19 protein-coding genes are annotated in these 17316 nt (G+C 72.5%); 6 read left to right on the forward strand and 13 right to left on the reverse strand.

Annotation, left to right across the window (positions count from 1 at the left end; genetic code table 11):
- Positions 1-5: 5 nt before the first annotated feature.
- From MID12_RS21430 to MID12_RS21455, 6 genes are all read right to left on the reverse strand, one after another.
- The gene (locus MID12_RS21430; RefSeq protein ID WP_263169986.1) at positions 6-200 is read right to left on the reverse strand and encodes a hypothetical protein; all 195 of its coding nucleotides are present in this window, start codon (positions 198-200) and stop codon (positions 6-8) included.
- Positions 197-553, reverse strand: coding sequence for a helix-turn-helix domain-containing protein (locus tag MID12_RS21435; RefSeq protein WP_263169987.1), 357 nt, complete (start codon positions 551-553; stop codon positions 197-199). The genes MID12_RS21430 and MID12_RS21435 overlap by 4 nt, the downstream gene beginning before the upstream one ends.
- Positions 554-724: 171 nt before the next feature.
- Positions 725-1126, reverse strand: coding sequence for a DUF6879 family protein (locus MID12_RS21440; RefSeq protein WP_263169989.1), 402 nt, complete (start codon positions 1124-1126; stop codon positions 725-727).
- Positions 1113-1307 carry a hypothetical protein gene (locus tag MID12_RS21445; protein WP_263169990.1) on the reverse strand — a complete coding sequence of 65 codons (195 nt, stop codon included), beginning with the start codon at positions 1305-1307 and terminating at the stop codon, positions 1113-1115. The genes MID12_RS21440 and MID12_RS21445 overlap by 14 nt, the downstream gene beginning before the upstream one ends.
- 116 nt (positions 1308-1423) lie before the next feature.
- A complete protein-coding gene (gene msrA / locus MID12_RS21450; protein WP_263169993.1) occupies positions 1424-2077 on the reverse strand; it encodes a peptide-methionine (S)-S-oxide reductase MsrA in 654 nt (217 codons plus the stop codon).
- 118 nt (positions 2078-2195) lie between these two features.
- Positions 2196-3314, reverse strand: a complete 1119-nt coding sequence (locus MID12_RS21455) for a hypothetical protein (RefSeq protein ID WP_040253108.1) — start codon at positions 3312-3314, stop codon at positions 2196-2198.
- A gap of 103 nt (positions 3315-3417) precedes the next feature.
- On the opposite strand from MID12_RS21455, the gene MID12_RS21460 reads away from it, so the two are divergent.
- On the forward strand, positions 3418-4572 hold the full coding sequence (locus MID12_RS21460) for a cystathionine gamma-synthase (protein ID WP_040253110.1): 1155 nt from the start codon (positions 3418-3420) through the stop codon (positions 4570-4572).
- 32 nt (positions 4573-4604) lie between these two features.
- Here MID12_RS21460 and MID12_RS21465 read toward each other — a convergent pair whose 3' ends face one another.
- The 3 genes from MID12_RS21465 to MID12_RS21475 form a co-directional block, all read right to left on the reverse strand.
- On the reverse strand, positions 4605-4865 hold the full coding sequence (locus tag MID12_RS21465; protein WP_263169998.1) for a hypothetical protein: 261 nt from the start codon (positions 4863-4865) through the stop codon (positions 4605-4607).
- Positions 4862-5359, reverse strand: coding sequence for a sigma factor-like helix-turn-helix DNA-binding protein (locus tag MID12_RS21470; protein WP_237282905.1), 498 nt, complete (start codon positions 5357-5359; stop codon positions 4862-4864). The genes MID12_RS21465 and MID12_RS21470 overlap by 4 nt, the downstream gene beginning before the upstream one ends.
- A 201-nt stretch (positions 5360-5560) precedes the next feature.
- On the reverse strand, positions 5561-6076 hold the full coding sequence (locus MID12_RS21475; protein WP_040253114.1) for a MarR family winged helix-turn-helix transcriptional regulator: 516 nt from the start codon (positions 6074-6076) through the stop codon (positions 5561-5563).
- Positions 6077-6343: 267 nt separating this feature from the next.
- On the opposite strand from MID12_RS21475, the gene ilvA reads away from it, so the two are divergent.
- The 3 genes from ilvA to MID12_RS21490 all read left to right on the forward strand — a co-directional run bounded on the left by ilvA (position 6344) and on the right by MID12_RS21490 (position 9986).
- A complete protein-coding gene (gene ilvA / locus MID12_RS21480; protein WP_040253116.1) occupies positions 6344-7573 on the forward strand; it encodes a threonine ammonia-lyase in 1230 nt (409 codons plus the stop codon).
- Positions 7574-8121: 548 nt separating this feature from the next.
- Complete coding sequence (locus MID12_RS21485; protein ID WP_263170006.1) at positions 8122-9132, forward strand: ATP-binding cassette domain-containing protein; 1011 nt, start codon at positions 8122-8124, stop codon at positions 9130-9132.
- Positions 9129-9986, forward strand: coding sequence for an ABC transporter permease (locus MID12_RS21490; protein ID WP_040253121.1), 858 nt, complete (start codon positions 9129-9131; stop codon positions 9984-9986). Before MID12_RS21485 ends, MID12_RS21490 begins: the two co-directional genes overlap by 4 nt.
- A 93-nt stretch (positions 9987-10079) precedes the next feature.
- Here MID12_RS21490 and greA read toward each other — a convergent pair whose 3' ends face one another.
- Together greA and MID12_RS21500 are read right to left on the reverse strand one after the other, a co-directional pair.
- The gene (gene greA / locus MID12_RS21495; RefSeq protein WP_040253125.1) at positions 10080-10577 is read right to left on the reverse strand and encodes a transcription elongation factor GreA; all 498 of its coding nucleotides are present in this window, start codon (positions 10575-10577) and stop codon (positions 10080-10082) included.
- Between the two features lie 187 nt (positions 10578-10764).
- On the reverse strand, positions 10765-11199 hold the full coding sequence (locus MID12_RS21500) for a DUF4307 domain-containing protein (protein ID WP_052482515.1): 435 nt from the start codon (positions 11197-11199) through the stop codon (positions 10765-10767).
- Positions 11200-11414: 215 nt separating this feature from the next.
- Here MID12_RS21500 and mca point away from each other — a divergent pair, with 215 nt between their 5' ends.
- Together mca and MID12_RS21510 are read left to right on the forward strand one after the other, a co-directional pair.
- Positions 11415-12296, forward strand: a complete 882-nt coding sequence (mca, locus tag MID12_RS21505; protein WP_040253127.1) for a mycothiol conjugate amidase Mca — start codon at positions 11415-11417, stop codon at positions 12294-12296.
- On the forward strand, positions 12289-12582 hold the full coding sequence (locus MID12_RS21510) for a hypothetical protein (protein ID WP_078845156.1): 294 nt from the start codon (positions 12289-12291) through the stop codon (positions 12580-12582). The genes mca and MID12_RS21510 overlap by 8 nt, the downstream gene beginning before the upstream one ends.
- A 196-nt stretch (positions 12583-12778) precedes the next feature.
- Here MID12_RS21510 and MID12_RS21515 read toward each other — a convergent pair whose 3' ends face one another.
- The gene (locus MID12_RS21515; RefSeq protein ID WP_263170014.1) at positions 12779-15997 is read right to left on the reverse strand and encodes a tetratricopeptide repeat protein; all 3219 of its coding nucleotides are present in this window, start codon (positions 15995-15997) and stop codon (positions 12779-12781) included.
- Between the two features lie 128 nt (positions 15998-16125).
- Entirely contained in the window at positions 16126-17307 is a 1182-nt protein-coding gene (locus MID12_RS21520) for an epoxide hydrolase family protein (protein ID WP_263170017.1), read from the reverse strand.
- Positions 17308-17316: the final 9 nt, after the last annotated feature.

The following is a 17316-nucleotide window of genomic DNA, read 5'->3' on the forward strand; positions in this document are numbered from 1 at the left end:
AACACTCACTGTCGGGGCAAGAATCCGTCCCGGATGCTCTCGATGAGGGCCCTCATGGCATCCCCGTAGACCGCTACCGCGGCGAACCGCTCGAAGGTGTCGAGGTAGAGCCCGATGTCCTTCGGATCGCGGGTGGTGACTTCGGAGTGGAACGTTTCCACGATGACGAGCCGGTCGTCGTGCCGGCTGAAGCAGGTCATGGCGAAGTCCGGCATCCGGCGGTGGACCGGTGGCAGGGAGAACACGGCGGCGCTGCACTCGAAGTCTGCAGGAGCCCGGGGATGAGCTGACCCTGAAACAGCCTGAGCGTGGTGGTGTTGGCCTCGATGGCCCGGATGGTCTTCTGGTGGTTCCACGAACCCATGCGGCGCAGGAGCCGCAACGCCGTGGCCTCGGCCGCCTCCGCACGGGCTGTCGCCAGGAACTCGTCCTTGACCTCCTGGCTCACGCCCAGGGCACTGAGTACCAGGTCCACGTCCTGGACAGTCGGGCGTACCCGGCCGTTCTCGATCTTCGAGAGCTTTCCGGCGGACATCGAAGCCCTGCGGGCCACGGAGTCACCCGTGAGTCCGGATGCGTCCCGCAGTGCCCGCAGGGCCTTCCCGATCGTGTCGGTGCTCAGTGGTGCCGCTCCCAGTAGTCCGCGAACGGCATCGCCGTGGCCAGGGCCAGATCGCGGTAACGCCGGTAGTCGGCCAAGGCGTGGGACGGGAGCAACTCGCCGCTAGGAACTCGCCTTGGGGGTGTGGGGCATCCGGTACACAAGCTGGTCGTCGAACAACCAGAAGTCGTGATCGGGGAGGCCGGCAGCGTCCTGATCAGCCCGGTCGATGATGCCGATGGTCTCGCCGGCCGCGATGTTCCCCGGGTAGGCGGCCAGTTCGTACCGCAGGTAATCGGTCAGCGGAGAGCGCAGCACATGGACGCGCGAGAGCTGCTTGCCCTTGTCCGTCATCGAACGCACCCACGGGTTGTCTTCCCAGTCAGGGCCCATTGCCGCGCCGCGCAGGAAGCGTTCGAACTCCTCGCGTTCCTCGGCGACGTCGTAGACGGAGAGGCTCTCCAGCCGGAAGGCGGTCCGTTCGAAGGTCTCGAAGAGCCGCCCGAAGGCCTCACCGCCGAGCACGGAAGTACTCCTCCAGGACTACGGCCGGGATCATCCCGGCCGCCTCACCCTCGGGCAGGTCGAGTTGCGCGAGTCTCTCCGGAGCTGTGATCAGGTACCCCTGCACCACATAGCTCTCGGCGTCCTCGGTGATCCACAATGTGGGGCAGGTGCCGCTCTTGCACTCCGGGGCACCGGACAACTTCCGCAGCATCCTCACCCCCGCATCGCTTCGCAGGCCTGCTGCGTTCGATGCACCCGAGCTGATCACCCGGGGTCAAGCATGGGGCCTTTCCACAACGGGAAAGGCCCCCGACCTCACGCCCCCACCCCCACCGGGCAGGAAACCCCCGTCCCCCCGATCCCGCAGTACCCGGCAGGGTTCTTGTCCAGGTACTGCTGGTGGTAGCCCTCGGCCGGGTAGAAGCGGCGGTTCTCGGCGGGGAGGATCTCGGTGGAGATGGTGCCGTGGCCGGAGGCGGTGAGGACCTGCTGGTAGCGGGTGCGGGAGGCTTCGGCGGCCTCGGCCTGGGCGGGGGAGTGGGTGTAGATCGCGGAGCGGTACTGGGTGCCGACGTCGTTGCCCTGGCGGAAGCCCTGGGTGGGGTTGTGGGACTCCCAGAAGAGCTTCAGGAGGGTGTCGTAGCTGACCTTGACCGGGTCGAAGACGACGCGTACCGCCTCGGTGTGGCCGGTGAGGCCGGAGCAGACCTCTTCGTAGGTGGGGTGCGGGGTGTGGCCGCCCTGGTAGCCGACGAGGGTGGTCCACACGCCCTCGGCCTGCCAGAACTTCCGCTCGGCGCCCCAGAAGCAGCCCAGGCCGAAGTCCGCGGTCTCGTAGCCCTCGGGGTAGGGGCCGAGCAGCGGGGTGCCGAGGACCGTGTGGCGCTCCGGCACGGAGTAGGAGGGCTCGGGGCGGCCTCCGAGCGCCTGGTCGGGGGTCGGGAGCACGGGTGTACGGCCGAACAGCATGGAGTCCTCCTCGGGGGTCTGTGAGGGGAACGCGGCGCGCGGCCCGGGCATTCCTGCCGGGTGCCGGGTGCCGGGTGCCGGGTGCCGGGTGCCGGGGCCTGGGCCCGTGCCCGCCCCCTCAGTGCCGCAGCGTCGCCGGGCTCCCCCCGTTGGCCTCGTACCCCGCGACCGCGAGGGCGCGGTACACCGCGTAGTCCGCCGCCGGGTCCGGGGAGAGGGTCCAGGGCAGGGCGCCGACGTGGCCGTCGATGTGCAGGACCTGGTCCATGGCCTCGCCCCAGCGTTCGCCGCGTACCAGGAAGAAGAGCAGGAGGTGGCGGACGTGGGCGGCCATCGGGTCGTCGTGGCGGGCCTGGTGCACGGCGTACTGGGCGCCCTCGACGGCCTTGGTGACGATCTCGCTCTGGTGGAAGCCGCGGACCAGGTTGACGTCGGGCAGGTGCTCGAAGACCGCGAAGAGGGGGAGCGCGGAGAGCAGCGAGCCCTGCGGGGCGCGGGCCGCGGCGGCGTCGGTGAAGTGGTGGGCGTCGGCGCGGGAGCCGTGCCACTTCTCGCACCAGTAGTGCAGGGCGGCCAGATGGGCGCCGAAGTGCGCGGAGTCGCGGTCCAGGACCTTGAGCCAGAGCTGCTCGAACTCCTCGCGGGGGTAGCCGAGCCCGCGGGCGAGGGAGAGTTCCACGATGTACGGGACCGGGTCGCCGGGGGCGAGCAGGGCGGCCTCCGCGCAGGCCCCGCGGGCCTCCTCCAGGATGATCCGGAACTCGTCGGTGCCCGCGGTCGCGGTGCGCCAGGCCTGCTGCACCAGGAACTCCGCGTGCACGGCCGCGCCGCCCGGGTCCTTGGGCGCCTCGGCCCGCCAGACCCGCAGCCACTGGGCGCCCGGGTTCTCGCTCACCCCGCCGGGCCGCTGGGCCAGCTCCAGGGAGGCCATGCCCGCGAAGGCCTGCACCCGCTGCCAGCGCAGCTCGCCCTCCTTGCCGGTCCCGGCGAGCAGCTGGGAGGCGGCCCGCCAGTCCTGGGTGCGCAGCAGGTGGTCGAGGACCTGCTCCAGGTCCTCGTCGGGTCCGGGCAGCCGGATGTCCAGCTCCTCCTGGCGCAAAAAGCCGTAGTCCGCCGGGTCGGCCGCGTCGGGGGAGCCCGCCGGAACCTGGCGGATCGCGCCGCGCCTGCGCCGCAGTACGGGGCCGAGGGCCGCCCCGATCAGCAGGAGGGCCATCAGAACCCAGAGAATCTCCATGCCTCCAAGCGAACCAGACCGGTCCGGGAATTGGCGAACCTGTCACAGAGCAAGGGTCCGCGCGGTCCGCACCGGGGTCCGGTCGGGGCTACGCTCGGATTTCATGAGCGACTCCCACAGCACGCAGAGCTTCGAGACCGTGGCGATCCACGCGGGCAACACCGCGGATCCCCTCACCGGCGCGGTCGTGCCGCCGATCTACCAGGTCTCGACGTACAAGCAGGACGGTGTCGGCGGGCTCCGCGGCGGTTATGAGTACAGCCGCAGTGCCAACCCCACCCGCACCGCCCTGGAGGAGAATCTCGCGGCCCTCGAGGGTGGCCGGCGGGGTCTCGCCTTCGCCTCGGGGCTTGCCGCGGAGGACTGCCTGCTGCGCACGATCCTCAGCCCCGGCGACCACCTGGTGATCCCCGACGACGCCTACGGCGGCACCTTCCGCCTCTTCGCGAAGGTCGCCCGGCGCTGGGGCGTCGAGTTCTCGGTGGCGGACACCTCGGACGTGGCCTCGGTACGGGCCGCGCTCACCCCGCAGACGAAGGCGATCTGGGTGGAGACCCCCTCCAACCCGCTGCTCGGCATCACCGACATCGCGGCCGTCGCGGACGTGGCGCGCGACGCCGGTGCCCGGCTCGTGGTGGACAACACCTTCGCCAGCCCCTACCTCCAGCAGCCGCTGGCGCTCGGCGCCGATGTCGTCGTGCACTCGCTGACCAAGTACATGGGCGGGCACTCGGACGTGGTCGGCGGCGCGCTCGTCGTCTCGGACCCGGCGCTCGGCGAGGAGCTGGCCTTCCACCAGAACGCGATGGGCGCGGTGGCCGGGCCCTTCGACGCCTGGCTGGTGCTGCGCGGGGCGAAGACCCTCGCGGTGCGCATGGACCGGCACAGCGAGAACGCGGAGCGGGTGGCCGAGGCGCTCGCCCGGCACCGCAAGGTCGCGCAGGTCTACTACCCGGGGCTGCCCGAGCACCCGGGGCACGAGATCGCCGCGAAGCAGATGCGCTCCTTCGGCGGCATGGTCTCCTTCCGCGTCCAGGGCGGCGAGCAGGCGGCCATCGAGGTCTGCAACCGCGCGAAGGTCTTCACCCTCGGTGAGTCCCTCGGCGGTGTCGAGTCGCTGATCGAGCACCCGGCGCGGATGACGCACGCCTCGGTCGCCGGTTCGCAGCTGGAGGTCCCCGCCGACCTGATCCGGCTCTCGGTCGGCATCGAGAACATCGACGACCTGCTCGCCGACCTGCAGCAGGCCCTCGGCTGAGCCCAGCCCCGAACCCCTCCGTACGCCGCCGGTCACAGCCCCGTGACCGGCGGCGTCGTGTCGGAGGGGCGCTCCACCCAGGGCCGGGCCGAGCAGGCCCACAGCGAGAAGGCGAGCACGGCCGCGAGCAGGGAGAGCCAGAGCAGCGTCCGGGCGGTCCTGCGGCGGCGCAGCAGGCGCTCCCCGCGGCGCACCGCCCGGGCGTGGAGGTCCGGCGGCAGCGGCACCGACCGCTCTTCGAGCAGTCTGCGCACGCTCTCCTCGCGCCGCTCGAAGGGGTTCGCGGCGCTCACGGCCGGACCGCCCCGGCCGGATCCGCCCGCTCGCGGGGCGGGTGCAGCAGGGTGGCGCAGGCGTGCGCGCACAGCCCGGCGACGCGCTCCCGCGGCAGGCCGAGCAGCGCCGCGCACTGCTCCTCGGCGACGCCCTCGAACATCCGCAGGACGACGATCAGGCGCTCCCGCGGTTCGAGCAGGGCGAGCACGCCCTGCGCCGGGGCCTTGCGCAGCCGCCGCGGATACCAGGTGGTGCGGGCGTAGCGCAGCGCCAGGCAGCCGCGGGCGTACGCGTAGGGGTCCTCGCCGCTCAGCCGCTCCCAGGCGGCGTAGGTGTGCGCGAGGGCGTGGACCGCCAGGCGCCGGGCCTGCGGATTGGCCTCCTGCGGCTCGGCGGTGAACAGGGTGGCGGTGTGCAGCAGCCGGGGCGCCGCGCCCGCGACGAAGGCTTCGAACTCACGTGCCCGGCGGGCCGCCTGGCCCGGCAGACGGCCTCGGGATCCTGCTCGCACTGCGCCTCCCGTCCGCCGCGGGCTCCGCGGAGCCGGGGCGCGCCGCGGCCTGCCGGGGGCGCGGTACACCGGCCGCGCGGCCCCGGAGGAACGCTCTCGTCAAGCGCTTCCGCTCTCATATGAGGCCGCCGCCGGGCCCAGGTCAAGAGCCCTGCGCGAGGTACCCGGCACCGGCGGTGAGCGGCGCCCCGCCGCGGGCGGTCAGTTGGCGGGCGGAAGGGCGTCGTCCGCCGGGAGCGGGTTGGCCGCCATCCGGGCCGCGAGGGCCACGTTGAACCGGGTGAGCAGCGTGCAGAACCGGCTGCGGTCCTCGGGCTCCCAGTCCTCGGTCAGCTGCTCCATCAGCTCGCGGCGCGAGGCGCGGACCTCCGCCAGGCGCGCGATGCCGCGCGGGGAGAGCTGGAGGACGACCGCCCGGCCGTCCTCGGGGTGCGAGGTCCGCTTGACCAGGCCGCTCTCGACGAGGGGCGCCACCTGGCGGGTCACGGTCGAGGAGTCGATTCCCATGCTCGCCGCGAGCGCCTTCACGCCCATCGCGCCTTCCTTGTCCAGGCGGTTGAGCAGCAGATACGCGGCGCGGTCCATGGAGTTGCGCAGTTTCCCGACTCCGCCGAGGCGGGTCTGCTCGGCACGGCGCGCGAAGAGCGCGACCTCGTGCTGCAGGGTGTCGAGGAGGCCGGCGTCACCGGCGGTAGTCATGTCCTGAGTGGTGGGCATGGCCGGATGCTCACTTCATGTATGGGAGTGGGAAGGGAGGCGGATCTTCTGCGGGAGTGCGGGACTTGGTTGGGGGACAGGGTACGCGGAGACGGCGCATCTCGTACCGCCGGTGCACAAACCAGTCTGGACACGGCAGCGTCACGGGTCAGGCCTGTTCAGCGGCTTGACGACTGGCAGCCGGGGGCGGCGGCCGGGCGGGGGTCCTGCCCGCCGGGTGCCGGGCGGCCTGCGGGCGGGAGTGCGCGCGGCTGCGAGACTTGGGCCATGAGCTATCGCCGCGCCCGCCCCCTGCCCGCCGTGACCCTGGACGATGTGCGCGGCGCGCAGAAGATGCTCGCCGGGGTGGCGCGGACGACCGCCCTGGAGGGCAGCCGCCACCTCAGCGCGCTGGTGGGCGCCCCGGTCCACCTCAAGTGCGAGAACCTCCAGCGCACCGGCTCCTTCAAACTGCGCGGCGCCTACGTCCGCATCTCCGGACTGCTGCCCGAGGAGCGCGCCGCCGGGGTGGTGGCCGCCAGCGCGGGCAACCACGCCCAGGGCGTCGCCCTCGCCTCCTCCCTGCTCGGGGTGCGCTCGACGGTCTTCATGCCCGAGGGCGCCCCGCTGCCGAAGGTGGCCGCGACCCGCGAGTACGGCGCCGAGGTCCGCCTGCACGGCCAGGTGGTCGACGAGACCCTCGCCGCCGCCCAGGACTACGCGGCCCGCACCGGCGCGGTCTTCATCCACCCCTTCGACCACCGGGACGTGATCGCCGGGCAGGGCACGGTCGGCCTGGAGATCATCGAGCAGTGCCCCGAGGTGCGCACCATCGTGGTGGGCGTCGGCGGGGGCGGCCTGGCGGCCGGGATCGCGGTCGGCGTCAAGGCGCTGCGGCCGGACGTACGGGTCATCGGCGTCCAGGCGGCGGGCTCCGCGCCGTACGTGCCCTCGCTCGCGGCGGGCCGGCCGGTGTCCGTGGAGCACCCGGTGACCATGGCGGACGGGATCAAGGTGGGGCGCCCCGGCGAGGTGCCCTTCGCGATCCTCGCGGAGCTGCTCGACGGCATCCGCACCGTCACCGAGGACGAGCTCTCCAGCGCCCTGCTGCTCTGCCTGGAGCGCGCCAAACTGGTCGTCGAACCGGCCGGGGCGAGCCCGGTGGCCGCCCTGCTCAGCGATCCGCGCGCCTTCGAGGGCCCGGTGGTCGCCCTGCTCTCCGGCGGCAATGTCGACCCGCTCCTGATGCAGCGCATCCTGCGCCACGGCATGGCCGCCGCCGGACGCTACCTCTCCCTGCGGGTACGCCTGACCGACCGCCCCGGCGCCCTCGCCACCCTGCTCGGCGAACTCTCCGCCGCCGACGCCAACGTCCTGGACATCTCCCACGTCCGTACGGATCCGCAGCTCGGCCTCAGCGAGGTCGAGGTCGACCTGCGGATGGAGACCAAGGGGCCGGAGCACTGCACGGAGGTCGCGGAGCGGCTGCGGGCGGCGGGCTACACGGTCGGGGGATGAGGTCCCGCGCGCGGCCCGGCCCGCCCGGGGGTGCGCGCAACTCCGGCTGAGGTGAACCCGGGCGGATCGCAGTTGGTGGCCCGGGGCAAGTCGCGACCGGTGGCCCCGGGTGGATCGCAGCCGTGGCCCCCGGCGGGGCGGAGCCGGTGGCCCCGGCGGAGCGGAGCGGCCGCACCTCTCGGCGGCCGGTCGTCGGCCGCCGCCGGATGCCCGATATACGTGCTATGCCAGACCCGGCGATTAATTCCGAGGCCGATGTCAGACCCGGCTCGTACGCTTCCCCGGGAAGTGAACCGGCGCTTCCCGTTCACCCGCGGAAGCGGCTTGAGGAAACGCGATGTATCGCGTTAGTCTGTGGTCCACCTCACGTGCCGATCGCCGCGTGTGCGGGTGCACGGGTGCCCGCTGGCCCCTTCCTGCCTGCCGTAGCCCTGCGGCGGCCCAGTCCGTACCTCTTCGCCTCGCCCTTCCCTCTCCTCCCCTCTCCTCTCTTCTTCTCTCTCCTCGCCGACCGTGAGCCGGGCGGCCCGACCCCTTGGAGCTCTCTCATGCCAGGCGCCATCCATGCCGAAGGTCTGGTGAAGACCTTCGGCGACGTCAGGGCGCTGGACGGCGTCGATCTCGACGTACCCGAAGGCACCGTGCTCGGCCTGCTCGGACCGAACGGCGCGGGGAAGACCACCGCCGTGCGCTGTCTGACGACCCTGCTGCGGCCGGACAGCGGCCATGCCACCGTGGCCGGGATCGACGTGGTCAAGCACCCGAACCAGGTGCGGCGCTCGATCGGCCTGTCCGGGCAGTTCGCGGCGGTCGACGAGTACCTTACCGGCCGCGAGAACCTCCAGATGGTCGGCGAGCTGTACCAGATGAAGGCGAAGGCCGCGAAGGCCCGCGCCGCCGAGCTCCTGGAGCGCTTCCACCTCGCCGACGCCGGGGACCGCACCGCGAAGACCTACTCCGGGGGCATGCGCCGCAGGCTCGACCTCGCCGCGGCCCTGGTCGTCTCGCCGCCGGTGATGTTCATGGACGAGCCGACCACCGGCCTCGACCCGCGCAACCGCCAGGAGCTGTGGGACGTCATCCAGGAACTCGTCGCGGGCGGTACGACACTGCTGCTCACCACGCAGTACCTGGAGGAGGCGGACCACCTCGCGCACGACATCTGCGTGGTGGACCACGGCCGGGTCATCGCCCGCGGCACCGCCGACGAGCTGAAGGCCCGCACCGGCGGCGAACGCGTCGAGGTCGTCGTGCACGACCGCGCCCACCTCGCCTCCGGCGCGGAGATCCTCGCCGCCTTCGGCAAGGGCGGCCAGGTCACCACCGAGCAGCACACCCGCAGGCTCACCGTCCCGGTGACCGGCGGCGCCAAGCTGCTCGCCGAGGTCATCCGCGAACTGGACGCCCGCGGCATCGAGATCGACGACATCGGCCTGCGCAGGCCCACCCTCGACGACGTCTTCCTCTCGCTCACCGGGCACCGCGCCGAGGAGAAGAAGGACGAGGTCGGCCCGGAAGCGGAAGACTCCCCGAAGGACACGAAGGAGACCAGCAAGTGAGTACGGTGTCCCATGCCGCCGAGACCCGCGTCCCGGCCGTCAGCGGCGGTCTCGGCAGCGCGGTGCGCGACTGCCTCGTCGTCGCCCGCCGCAACCTCGTCCGGATGGTGCGCATCCCCGAGGTGCTCATCTTCGGCATGATCCAGCCGGTCATGTTCGTGGTGCTGTTCACCTATGTCTTCGGCGGCTCCATCCAGGTCGGCGGCTCCCTGTCGACCGGCGCCTACCGCGAGTTCCTGATGGCGGGCATCTTCGCGCAGACCGTCACCTTCGCCACCGCGGGCGCCGGTGCGGGCATCGCCGAGGACATGCACAAGGGCCTCATCGACCGCTTCCGCTCGCTGCCGATGGCCCGCGGCGCCGTCCTCACCGGCCGTACCCTCGCGGACCTCGTCCAGACCGCGCTGACCCTCGTGGTCCTCGCGGGCGTCGCGCTCCTGGTGGGCTGGCGGGTGCACACCAACGCGGGCAAGGTCCTGCTCGGCTTCCTGCTGCTGCTCCTGCTCGGGTACGCCTTCTCCTGGATCGGCGCCCTGATCGGGCTGACCGTGCGCACCCCGGAGGCGGCCACCTCCGGCGGACTCATCTGGCTGTTCCCGCTGACGTTCATCTCCAACGCCTTCGTGGACGCCAACAAGATGCCGACCTTCCTGCGGCACATCGCGGAGTGGAACCCCTTCAGCACCACGGTGCAGGCCTGCCGGGAGCTCTTCGGCAACCTCCCGCCCGGCTACCGGACCCCGGACGCCTGGCCGATGCAGCACCCGGTGCTCGCCTCGGTGCTGTGGTCGCTGGTGATCCTGGTCCTCTTCCGCACCCTCGCGGTGCGCAAGTACCGCAAGGGCTCCGCCTGATCGCCCGCGGGGCCCGCACGGACGACGCCCCCGGTACCCGCTCTCGGCGGGGTCCGGGGGCGTTCGCGTACGCGGGCCGCGGGTCCTGCGGGCTCAGCCGTTGTAGGGCTTGCCGTCGAGGATCTTCACGGAGGCGAGCTTGCCGTTGGGCAGCTCGTACTCGACCGTGTCGCCGATCTTGTGCCCGTTGACGCCGCTGCCGAGCGGCGACTGCGGGGAGTACGTCTCGATCTCCTCGCTGGCGTACTCGCGCGAGGCCATGAGGAAGCTCAGGGTGTCGTCCTCGTCGCCGTCGAAGGCGATCGTCACGACCATCCCGGGCGCGATCACGCCGGTGTCCGCGGGCGCCTCACCGACCTTGGCGTTCTCCAGGAGCTGGGTGAGCTGGCGCACCCGGAGCTCCTGCTTGCCCTGCTCCTCCTTGGCCGCGTGGTACCCGCCGTTCTCGCGCAGGTCGCCCTCCTCACGCGCCGCCTCGATCTTCTTCGCGATCTCGGTGCGCGCGGGACCAGACAGGTACTCCAGCTCCGCCTTCAGCTGGTTGTACGCCTCCTGGGTGAGCCAGGTGACGTTCTCGCTGGTCTGGGTCACAGGTGCTCCTCGTAGGTACTGGGAATACAAAGCATCGCCCTACCCAGAAGCATGTTCCTTCACGGAAGGGCGAAACCACGAGCCTAACAATTCCCCCGCGAAACGGGGAGGACATATGTCATCCAGAAGAGGTCGTTCCAGGTCAGCGCCGGTCAAAGGGGGCGGACCCGGAGAGCCGGGCGGGGGCTCAGCCGGTGTGGCAGCCCACCAGCTCCGCGCTGGTGCCGCGCGCCGTGGTGCGCAGCGTGACGACCTTGTCGATCCGGTCCCGGTCCTGGTCGAAGCGGAAGTCGGCCCGGCCGACCTCGGCGCCGTCCGCTGAGCGGGAGCGCAGTGTGCAGTAGCCGTCGGTGCCCGCGTCCTTGCGTACCTCGAGATGGACCTCGACCGAGCGGTCCGAGACGGCCTGGAACTTGATGACCTCGCCGCTGATCCGCTGCCCGGTCACATAGTCGTAGCCGAACCAGCCGACGACGCCGAGCAGCAGGACGCCGAGGACCGCCCCGAGGGTCTTCAGCCTGCGGTCGGTGCGCGCGTCCGCCTCCTCGGCGGTGCGTCCGTAGCGGCCCTGGGGCGGCTGAGCCGCGTCCTTCGCACGCTCGCGCTCCACCGCGGAATCCATCGCATGTCCTCTCGTGGGCGATACGCCCGGGGTACCGGAATTTTTCGCCCGCTGCTTCGGTCACTATAGAAGTCGCGCAGTGCGGACCGGCCGCCGCCCCGGGGCCGCCGCAACGCCGTCCCGCCGCGGGTGCCCGCCCCGGCGGGAGGGGGACGGACCGACCGGAACGCCGGATCACCCACCACGACCCACCATCACTCAACGAGGATCGAGCTTTGACTGAGCAGCTGCGACTGATGGCCGTGCACGCCCACCCCGACGACGAGTCGAGCAAGGGCGCCGCCACCATGGCCAAGTACGTGTCCGAGGGGGTGGACGTGCTGGTCGTGACCTGCACGGGCGGTGAGCGCGGCTCCATCCTCAACCCCAAGCTCCAGGGCGACCCGTACATCGAGGAGCACATCCACGAGGTGCGCAAGAAGGAGATGGACGAGGCCCGCGAGATCCTCGGCGTCCGCCAGGAGTGGCTGGGCTTCGTCGACTCCGGGCTGCCCGAGGGGGAGCCGCTGCCGCCGCTGCCGGAGGGCTGCTTCGCCCTGCAGGACGTGGACGTGGCGGCCGGCGCCCTGGTCCGCGCGATCCGCTCCTTCCGCCCCCAGGTCATCACCACCTACGACGAGAACGGCGGCTACCCGCACCCCGACCACATCCAGACCCACAAGATCTCGATGGTGGCCTTCGACGCGGCGGCCGACACCGTGAAGTACCCGGAGGCCGAATTCGGCGCCCCCTACCAGCCGCAGAAGCTCTACTACAACCAGGGCTTCAACCGCGCCCGCACCGAGGCGCTGCACCAGGCCATGCTGGACCGGGGCCTGGAGTCCCCGTACGCGGACTGGCTGAAGCGCTGGGAGAAGATGGGGATCACGGAGCGCACCCTGACCACCCATGTGAGCTGCGGCGACTTCTACGAGATCCGGGACAAGGCGCTGATCGCGCACGCGACGCAGATCGACCCGGACGGGGCCTGGTTCCGGGTGCCGCTGGAGATCCAGCGGGAGGCCTGGCCGACCGAGGAGTACGAGCTGGCGAAGGCGCTCGTCGATACCTCCCTCCCCGAGCACGACCTCTTCGCGGGCATCCGGGACAATGCCTGATATGAGCGCAAGCGCAAGCCTGGCAATGACCCAGTTCGTCCCGCTGGCCAAGGAGCTGGACGAGAACAAGGTGACCCCGGGCGTTCTCGGCTTCATCGTCTTCGCGGTGATGGCAGTCGCCGTATGGGCACTGATGAAGTCGATGAACCGCCATATGAAGCGGGTCGACTTCGAGGAGGCTCCCGAGGAGACGCCCGCGGCGGCCTCCGAGGCGGCGGACGGGACCGCCCCCGAGGGGCGCCCGGAGGACAAGGCCGGATCCCGGGGCGCCGCGAAGCGCGGTTAGGGCCGTCTGCCTTCCCGCCCGCCTTGCCTCCCGCCCTCCCGCTTTGCCTCCCGCCCTTTCGCCTTCCCGCTCGCCCTCCGCCCGGGCCGGGACCCGAGACCGGCGGTCTCCCGGGCCCGGCGGTCGGGCCCGGGAGCGAAGGGCGGCCGGTACCGGAGCCGGGGCGATGTGCCGACCGCCCCCGGCCCCGACTCCGTCACGGGGCCGCGGGCACCGGGACCCCCATGACCTCCCGGGAGTGCCGGTTCGGGACCATCCCCAGCGACCAGGCCTGCCAGCCCGCGTCCAGGTCCACGCCCCGCTCCAAGAGCAGGGCGTAGGCCTCCAGGCAGTCCTCCAGGCGGGCGTCCCGCGCCGGATGCCCGGAGCGGGCGAGCTGGGCCAGCTCCTCCTGGGCGACGGCGGTGCCGATCTCGGTGCCGCCCGGTGAGGCGTACGGCAGCAGGGTGCAGCGCAGGAACTGCGCCCAGTCCTCGCCGCGCCGGTCCTCGTACGAGGCGAAGAGGGCGGCCGCCTCCTCGCAGAGGCCGAGGGCCGCGGGGGTGCGGGCGTTCCCGGCGTCGACGACGGCGAGTTCGAGCAGGGTCCAGGCCTCGCCGTGTGCGACGCCGATGCGCCGGAAGTCGGCGCGCGCGTCGACCAGGAGCTGGCGGGCGAAGCCGCTGTTGCGCAGCGAGCCGGTCTGCGCGGCCCGCAGGTCCCGGGTGGCGCGGGCCGAGTGGTGCCGGGCGCAGGCCAGCCCGTACACGTCCCGCATCCGGGAGAACATCGTGCGGGAGCGCTCCAGTTCGCGTACCGCCTCCTCCAACTGCCCGCTCTCCTCCAGGGCTTGGCCCAGGTAGTACAGGCTCCAGGCCTCGCCGCGTGCGTCCTCGTTCTCCCGGTGCCGCCCGGCCGCCGCCCGCAGCCCCTCGACCGCCTCGGCGGCGTCGCCTTCGACCAGGCGGGCGCGGGCCAGCTGGGTCAGCGCCCAGGCCTCGCCGCGCTGGTCGCGGGTGCGGCCGTACAGCTCCAGGGCCTGCCTCAACTCCTCCTCGGCGCGCGGGACTTCGCCCCGGCGCAGAAAGACCTGGCCGAGCTGGAAGTGCGCCCAGGCCTCGCCGTGCACCGACTCGCCCTCGCGGTGCAGGACCAGGGCCGTGTTCAGCAGCGACAGGGCCCGGCCGAGCAGACCGCGGTCGCGCTCCACGGCGGCCAGCGCGTGCAGGGTCCAGGCCCGGTCGGCGGCGAGTACGGGCGCCGCCTGGAGGTCCAGCGCCTCGCTCAGCTTCTCGGCGGCGCCGCTCAGATTGCCCTGGTGGTGCAGGGTGATGCCGAGCGAGCCCAGCGCCCGGGCGGCGCCCGCCTCGTGGTGCGCCTCGAAGTAGAGGTCGACCACCGAACTCAGCGTCGTACGGGCGGTGTCCAGCTCACCGAGCTGGCGGGCCGCGATACCGGTGCGCCACTGCACGCTGCGCACGAGCAGCCCCTGGTCCACCGCCTGGGTCAACTCGCTGATCTCACCGAGGCGGTAGAGGTCGCCGCGCAGCAGGCAGTAGTCGCACAGCGCGCCCAGGAGGTTCAGTACGGCCCCCTGGTCGACGCCCTCCGCGTGCCGCAGCGCGGCGGTGATGAAGCTCGACTCGTCGTCCAGCCAGCGCAGCGCGGCGTCCAGCGAGGTGAAGCCGTGCGGGCCCACCGCGCTGGAGTGGAAGGCGCTGTCGGCGCGGGTGGAGGTCTTGCCGTCGACCAGGCGGATCACCGAGTCGGCCAGTTCGGCGTAGTTGACGATGAGGCGTTCCTGCGCGGCGGTGCGCTCGGCGGGCTCCTCCTCGTCGAGCAGCCTGGCGTGCGCGAAGCCGCGTACCAGATCGTGCAGCCGGTAGCGGTTGCCGCGGACGTGGTCGAGCAGACCGGTCCGGGCCAGCTGCTCCAACTGCCGTGCCGCTTCCGGCTCTTCGGTGGCGAGCAGGGCCGCGGCGGCGGCCACGCCGAGCGAGGCGCGTCCGGCGAGCGCGAGGCGGCGCAGCAGCCGCCGCGCGGTGTCGGACTGGTCGGTGTAGCGCAGCCACAGCACCCGCTCGACGGGTTCCACGGGCCCGTAGGCGGCCAGGTCCTCGGCGAGGCGGTGCGCGGTGCGCGGCCCGAGGGCGGAACCGGCGATGCGCAGCGCGAGCGGCAGCCCGCCGCACAACTCCCCGATGCGGGCGGCGGATTGCGAGTCGTAGGGGCCGGAGTCGTCCTCCGCCGACTCGCGCAGCAGCTCCTCCGCGCCGGTCTCCGCCAGGGATTCGACGGCCAGTTGGTGCACCCAGGCGTCGAGGTCCGGCGGCAGGTCGAGCGGCTTGGCCGTGGTGACCAGGACCAGGGAGTGGGAGCGCTCCGGGAGCAGGGCGCGCACCTGCTCGGCCTCGCGCACCTCGTCCAGGACCACGATCACGTCGAGCCCGGTCAGATGCTGGTGGTACAGCTCGGTCAGCCGCCGAACCTGCTGCTCCGGCGAGGAACGCTCACGGAACAGGAGCTGTTCGCGGGGCGCGCCGAGGCGGTTGAGCAGGTGCAGCAGGGCGTCCCGGACGGACAGCGGCGGCGAGTCCGGGCCCTCGCCGCGCAGGTCGACCACGCAGGCGCCGCGGAACTGGTCCTTGAGGTCCTGCGCGGCCCGCACCGCGAGCGTGCTGCGTCCGGAGCCGGGCGCCCCGTGCAGCACCACCACGGTCGGCTTGGTCCGGGTGCTGGCGCGGGCCGCGTGCACCCACTGCGCGATACGCGACATCTCCGCCCGGCGGCCCGCGAACACCCCGACCGGCTCCGGGAGTTGGGCGAAGGAGTGCTCCAGGACGCTGCGCCGCCGGGCCGCCGCGCTCTTGTCCGTACGGCGCAGCTTGGGCGCGGCCTTCTTGCTCCCGGTGCTCGCGGTCAGCACGCGCTGCTGGTCCAAGAAGGGCCGGACGCCTCGGACTTCGAGCGCGGTGAGCCACTGGAGCCTCAACTGCTCAGGTCCGCCGGGCTGGTTGAGCGCCCCGGCGTGCCTGCTCGCCGCCGGGAGATGCGCGGCGGTCACCTTGACCACGGTGGTGGCGGCACCCGCCACCGCGACGGTGGCCCCGGCGCCCACCGCGGTGCCGGGGCCGGTACCGAGCGCGAGGTCCGCGACACAGGCGGCCAGCGCGGCAACTCCCGCTACCAGCAGGGGAGTTCCGCCACCCTCCCGCGCGAAGCGGCGCCCGAAGCCGATCTGCCCCGCCGCCGCCTCGTCCAGCGCCTTCGTATAGGCCGCGTACTCCTCGTCCGCCGTCCGCGCCATGCTGTCCAGCGCGGCCCGCGCCCGCGTGAGCAGCACCTTCGTGTCCGTACGCCCGCCGGAGCGGCGCGCCTCCTCCTCCACTGCCTGGACCAGTAGCCGGTCCGCGTCGGCCCGGTGGCTGTCCCGCATCTCGTCCCCCTTCACCTGCTTTGTCGCACACAATCCGTCAAGTGTCCTGCGTACAGGGTCGGAAGGCGAGGCAGCGCACGGATGGGTGACGGGTGGGGAGGACGGGGCGGGACTGCCTGCTGCCGGGGCTAGCCAGCCGGCTGCTGACGGAACGGCCGGAAGAACGCCCGGAGTTCCTCCGCGTAGCGTTCCGGCTGTTCGAACGGGGCGAAGTGGCCGCCGTGTTCGGGCTCGGTGAAGTAGACCAGGTTGGTGGTGCGTGCCAGCCAGGCGCGGGGTGGGCGGACGACGTCGCCGCCGAAGAGGGAGAAGCCGGAGGGGACGTCGACGCGGCGGGTGAGCCGGGCCGGGTCGAGGGCGGCGTTCGCGTGGTACATCCGCATCGAGGAGCCGATGGTGCCCGTCAGCCAGTACAGCATGACGTCGGTGAGGATCTCGTCCTTGGTGTAGACCCGCTCGATGTCGCCCCCGCAGTCGCTCCAGGACCGGAGCTTCTCGACGATCCACGCGGCGAGCCCGGCCGGTGAGTCGGTGAGCCCGAAGGCCGCGGTCTGCGGCTTGGTGCGGTGCATCGCCCCGTACGCGCCCTCGCTCGCGCCCCAGCGCTGGGCCTCGGCGAACCAGGCGCGCTCCTCGGGTGTCAGCTCGGCCGGGTCGCCGGTGAAGACGGGCAGTCCGCCGTCCGTGCGGTGCACCGCCACCACGCGGTCGGGGTGGTCGAGGGCGAGGTAGCGGCTGACGTGGCTGCCCATGTCGCCGCCCGCGGTGCCGAAGCGCGGGTAGCCGAGGAGCGACATCAGCTCGGCCCAGAGCCAGGCCACCGCGGGGGAGTCGAGCGGCGGGCCGGTGGGGCGGTCGGAGTAGCCGAAGCCGGGCATGTCCGGCACGATCACGTCGAAGGCGTCGGCCGGGTCGGCGCCGTGCGCGCCCGGATCGGTCAGCAGCGGGACGACCTTGGTGTACCGCCAGAAGGAGTCCGGCCAGCCGTGGCAGAGCACCAGCGGCAGCGCGGCGGAGGCCGGTGCCGCGGCCCGGGCGTGGACGAAGTGGATCCCGAGGCCGCCGACGCGGGCGCGGAAGCGGGGCAGGAGCCCCAACTCCGCCTCCCGGGCGGGCCAGTCGAAGCCGTCCGCCCAGTAGGCGACCAGTTCGCGCAGATAGTCGAGGTCGGTGCCGAGGGACCAGCCCGCCTCCTCGGGCGCGTCCGGCCAGCGGGTCGCCCGCAGCCGGGTGCGCAGCTCGCTCAGGGCGGCGGGGTCGGTCCGCGGGGCGAAGGGGCGGGGCGGGGCGGCGTCGGGGGAGTGGCTCATGGTTCTCGT

The sequence above is a fragment of the Streptomyces sp. SCSIO ZS0520 genome (genome assembly GCF_025643355.1).
GTDB lineage: Bacteria > Actinomycetota > Actinomycetes > Streptomycetales > Streptomycetaceae > Streptomyces > Streptomyces physcomitrii.

Coding starts and splice junctions, on each gene's coding strand:
- MID12_RS21500 (WP_052482515.1), bottom strand. CDS start 11,199: ATGGATTCCGCGGTGGAGCGCGAGCGTGCGAAGGACGCGGCTCAGCCG.
- MID12_RS21485 (WP_263170006.1), top strand. CDS start 8,122: ATGCCAGGCGCCATCCATGCCGAAGGTCTGGTGAAGACCTTCGGCGAC.
- MID12_RS21455 (WP_040253108.1), bottom strand. CDS start 3,314: ATGGAGATTCTCTGGGTTCTGATGGCCCTCCTGCTGATCGGGGCGGCC.
- MID12_RS21515 (WP_263170014.1), bottom strand. CDS start 15,997: ATGCGGGACAGCCACCGGGCCGACGCGGACCGGCTACTGGTCCAGGCA.
- msrA (WP_263169993.1), bottom strand. CDS start 2,077: ATGCTGTTCGGCCGTACACCCGTGCTCCCGACCCCCGACCAGGCGCTC.
- MID12_RS21430 (WP_263169986.1), bottom strand. CDS start 200: ATGACCTGCTTCAGCCGGCACGACGACCGGCTCGTCATCGTGGAAACG.
- MID12_RS21460 (WP_040253110.1), top strand. CDS start 3,418: ATGAGCGACTCCCACAGCACGCAGAGCTTCGAGACCGTGGCGATCCAC.
- ilvA (WP_040253116.1), top strand. CDS start 6,344: ATGAGCTATCGCCGCGCCCGCCCCCTGCCCGCCGTGACCCTGGACGAT.
- MID12_RS21475 (WP_040253114.1), bottom strand. CDS start 6,076: ATGCCCACCACTCAGGACATGACTACCGCCGGTGACGCCGGCCTCCTC.
- MID12_RS21520 (WP_263170017.1), bottom strand. CDS start 17,307: ATGAGCCACTCCCCCGACGCCGCCCCGCCCCGCCCCTTCGCCCCGCGG.
- MID12_RS21510 (WP_078845156.1), top strand. CDS start 12,289: ATGCCTGATATGAGCGCAAGCGCAAGCCTGGCAATGACCCAGTTCGTC.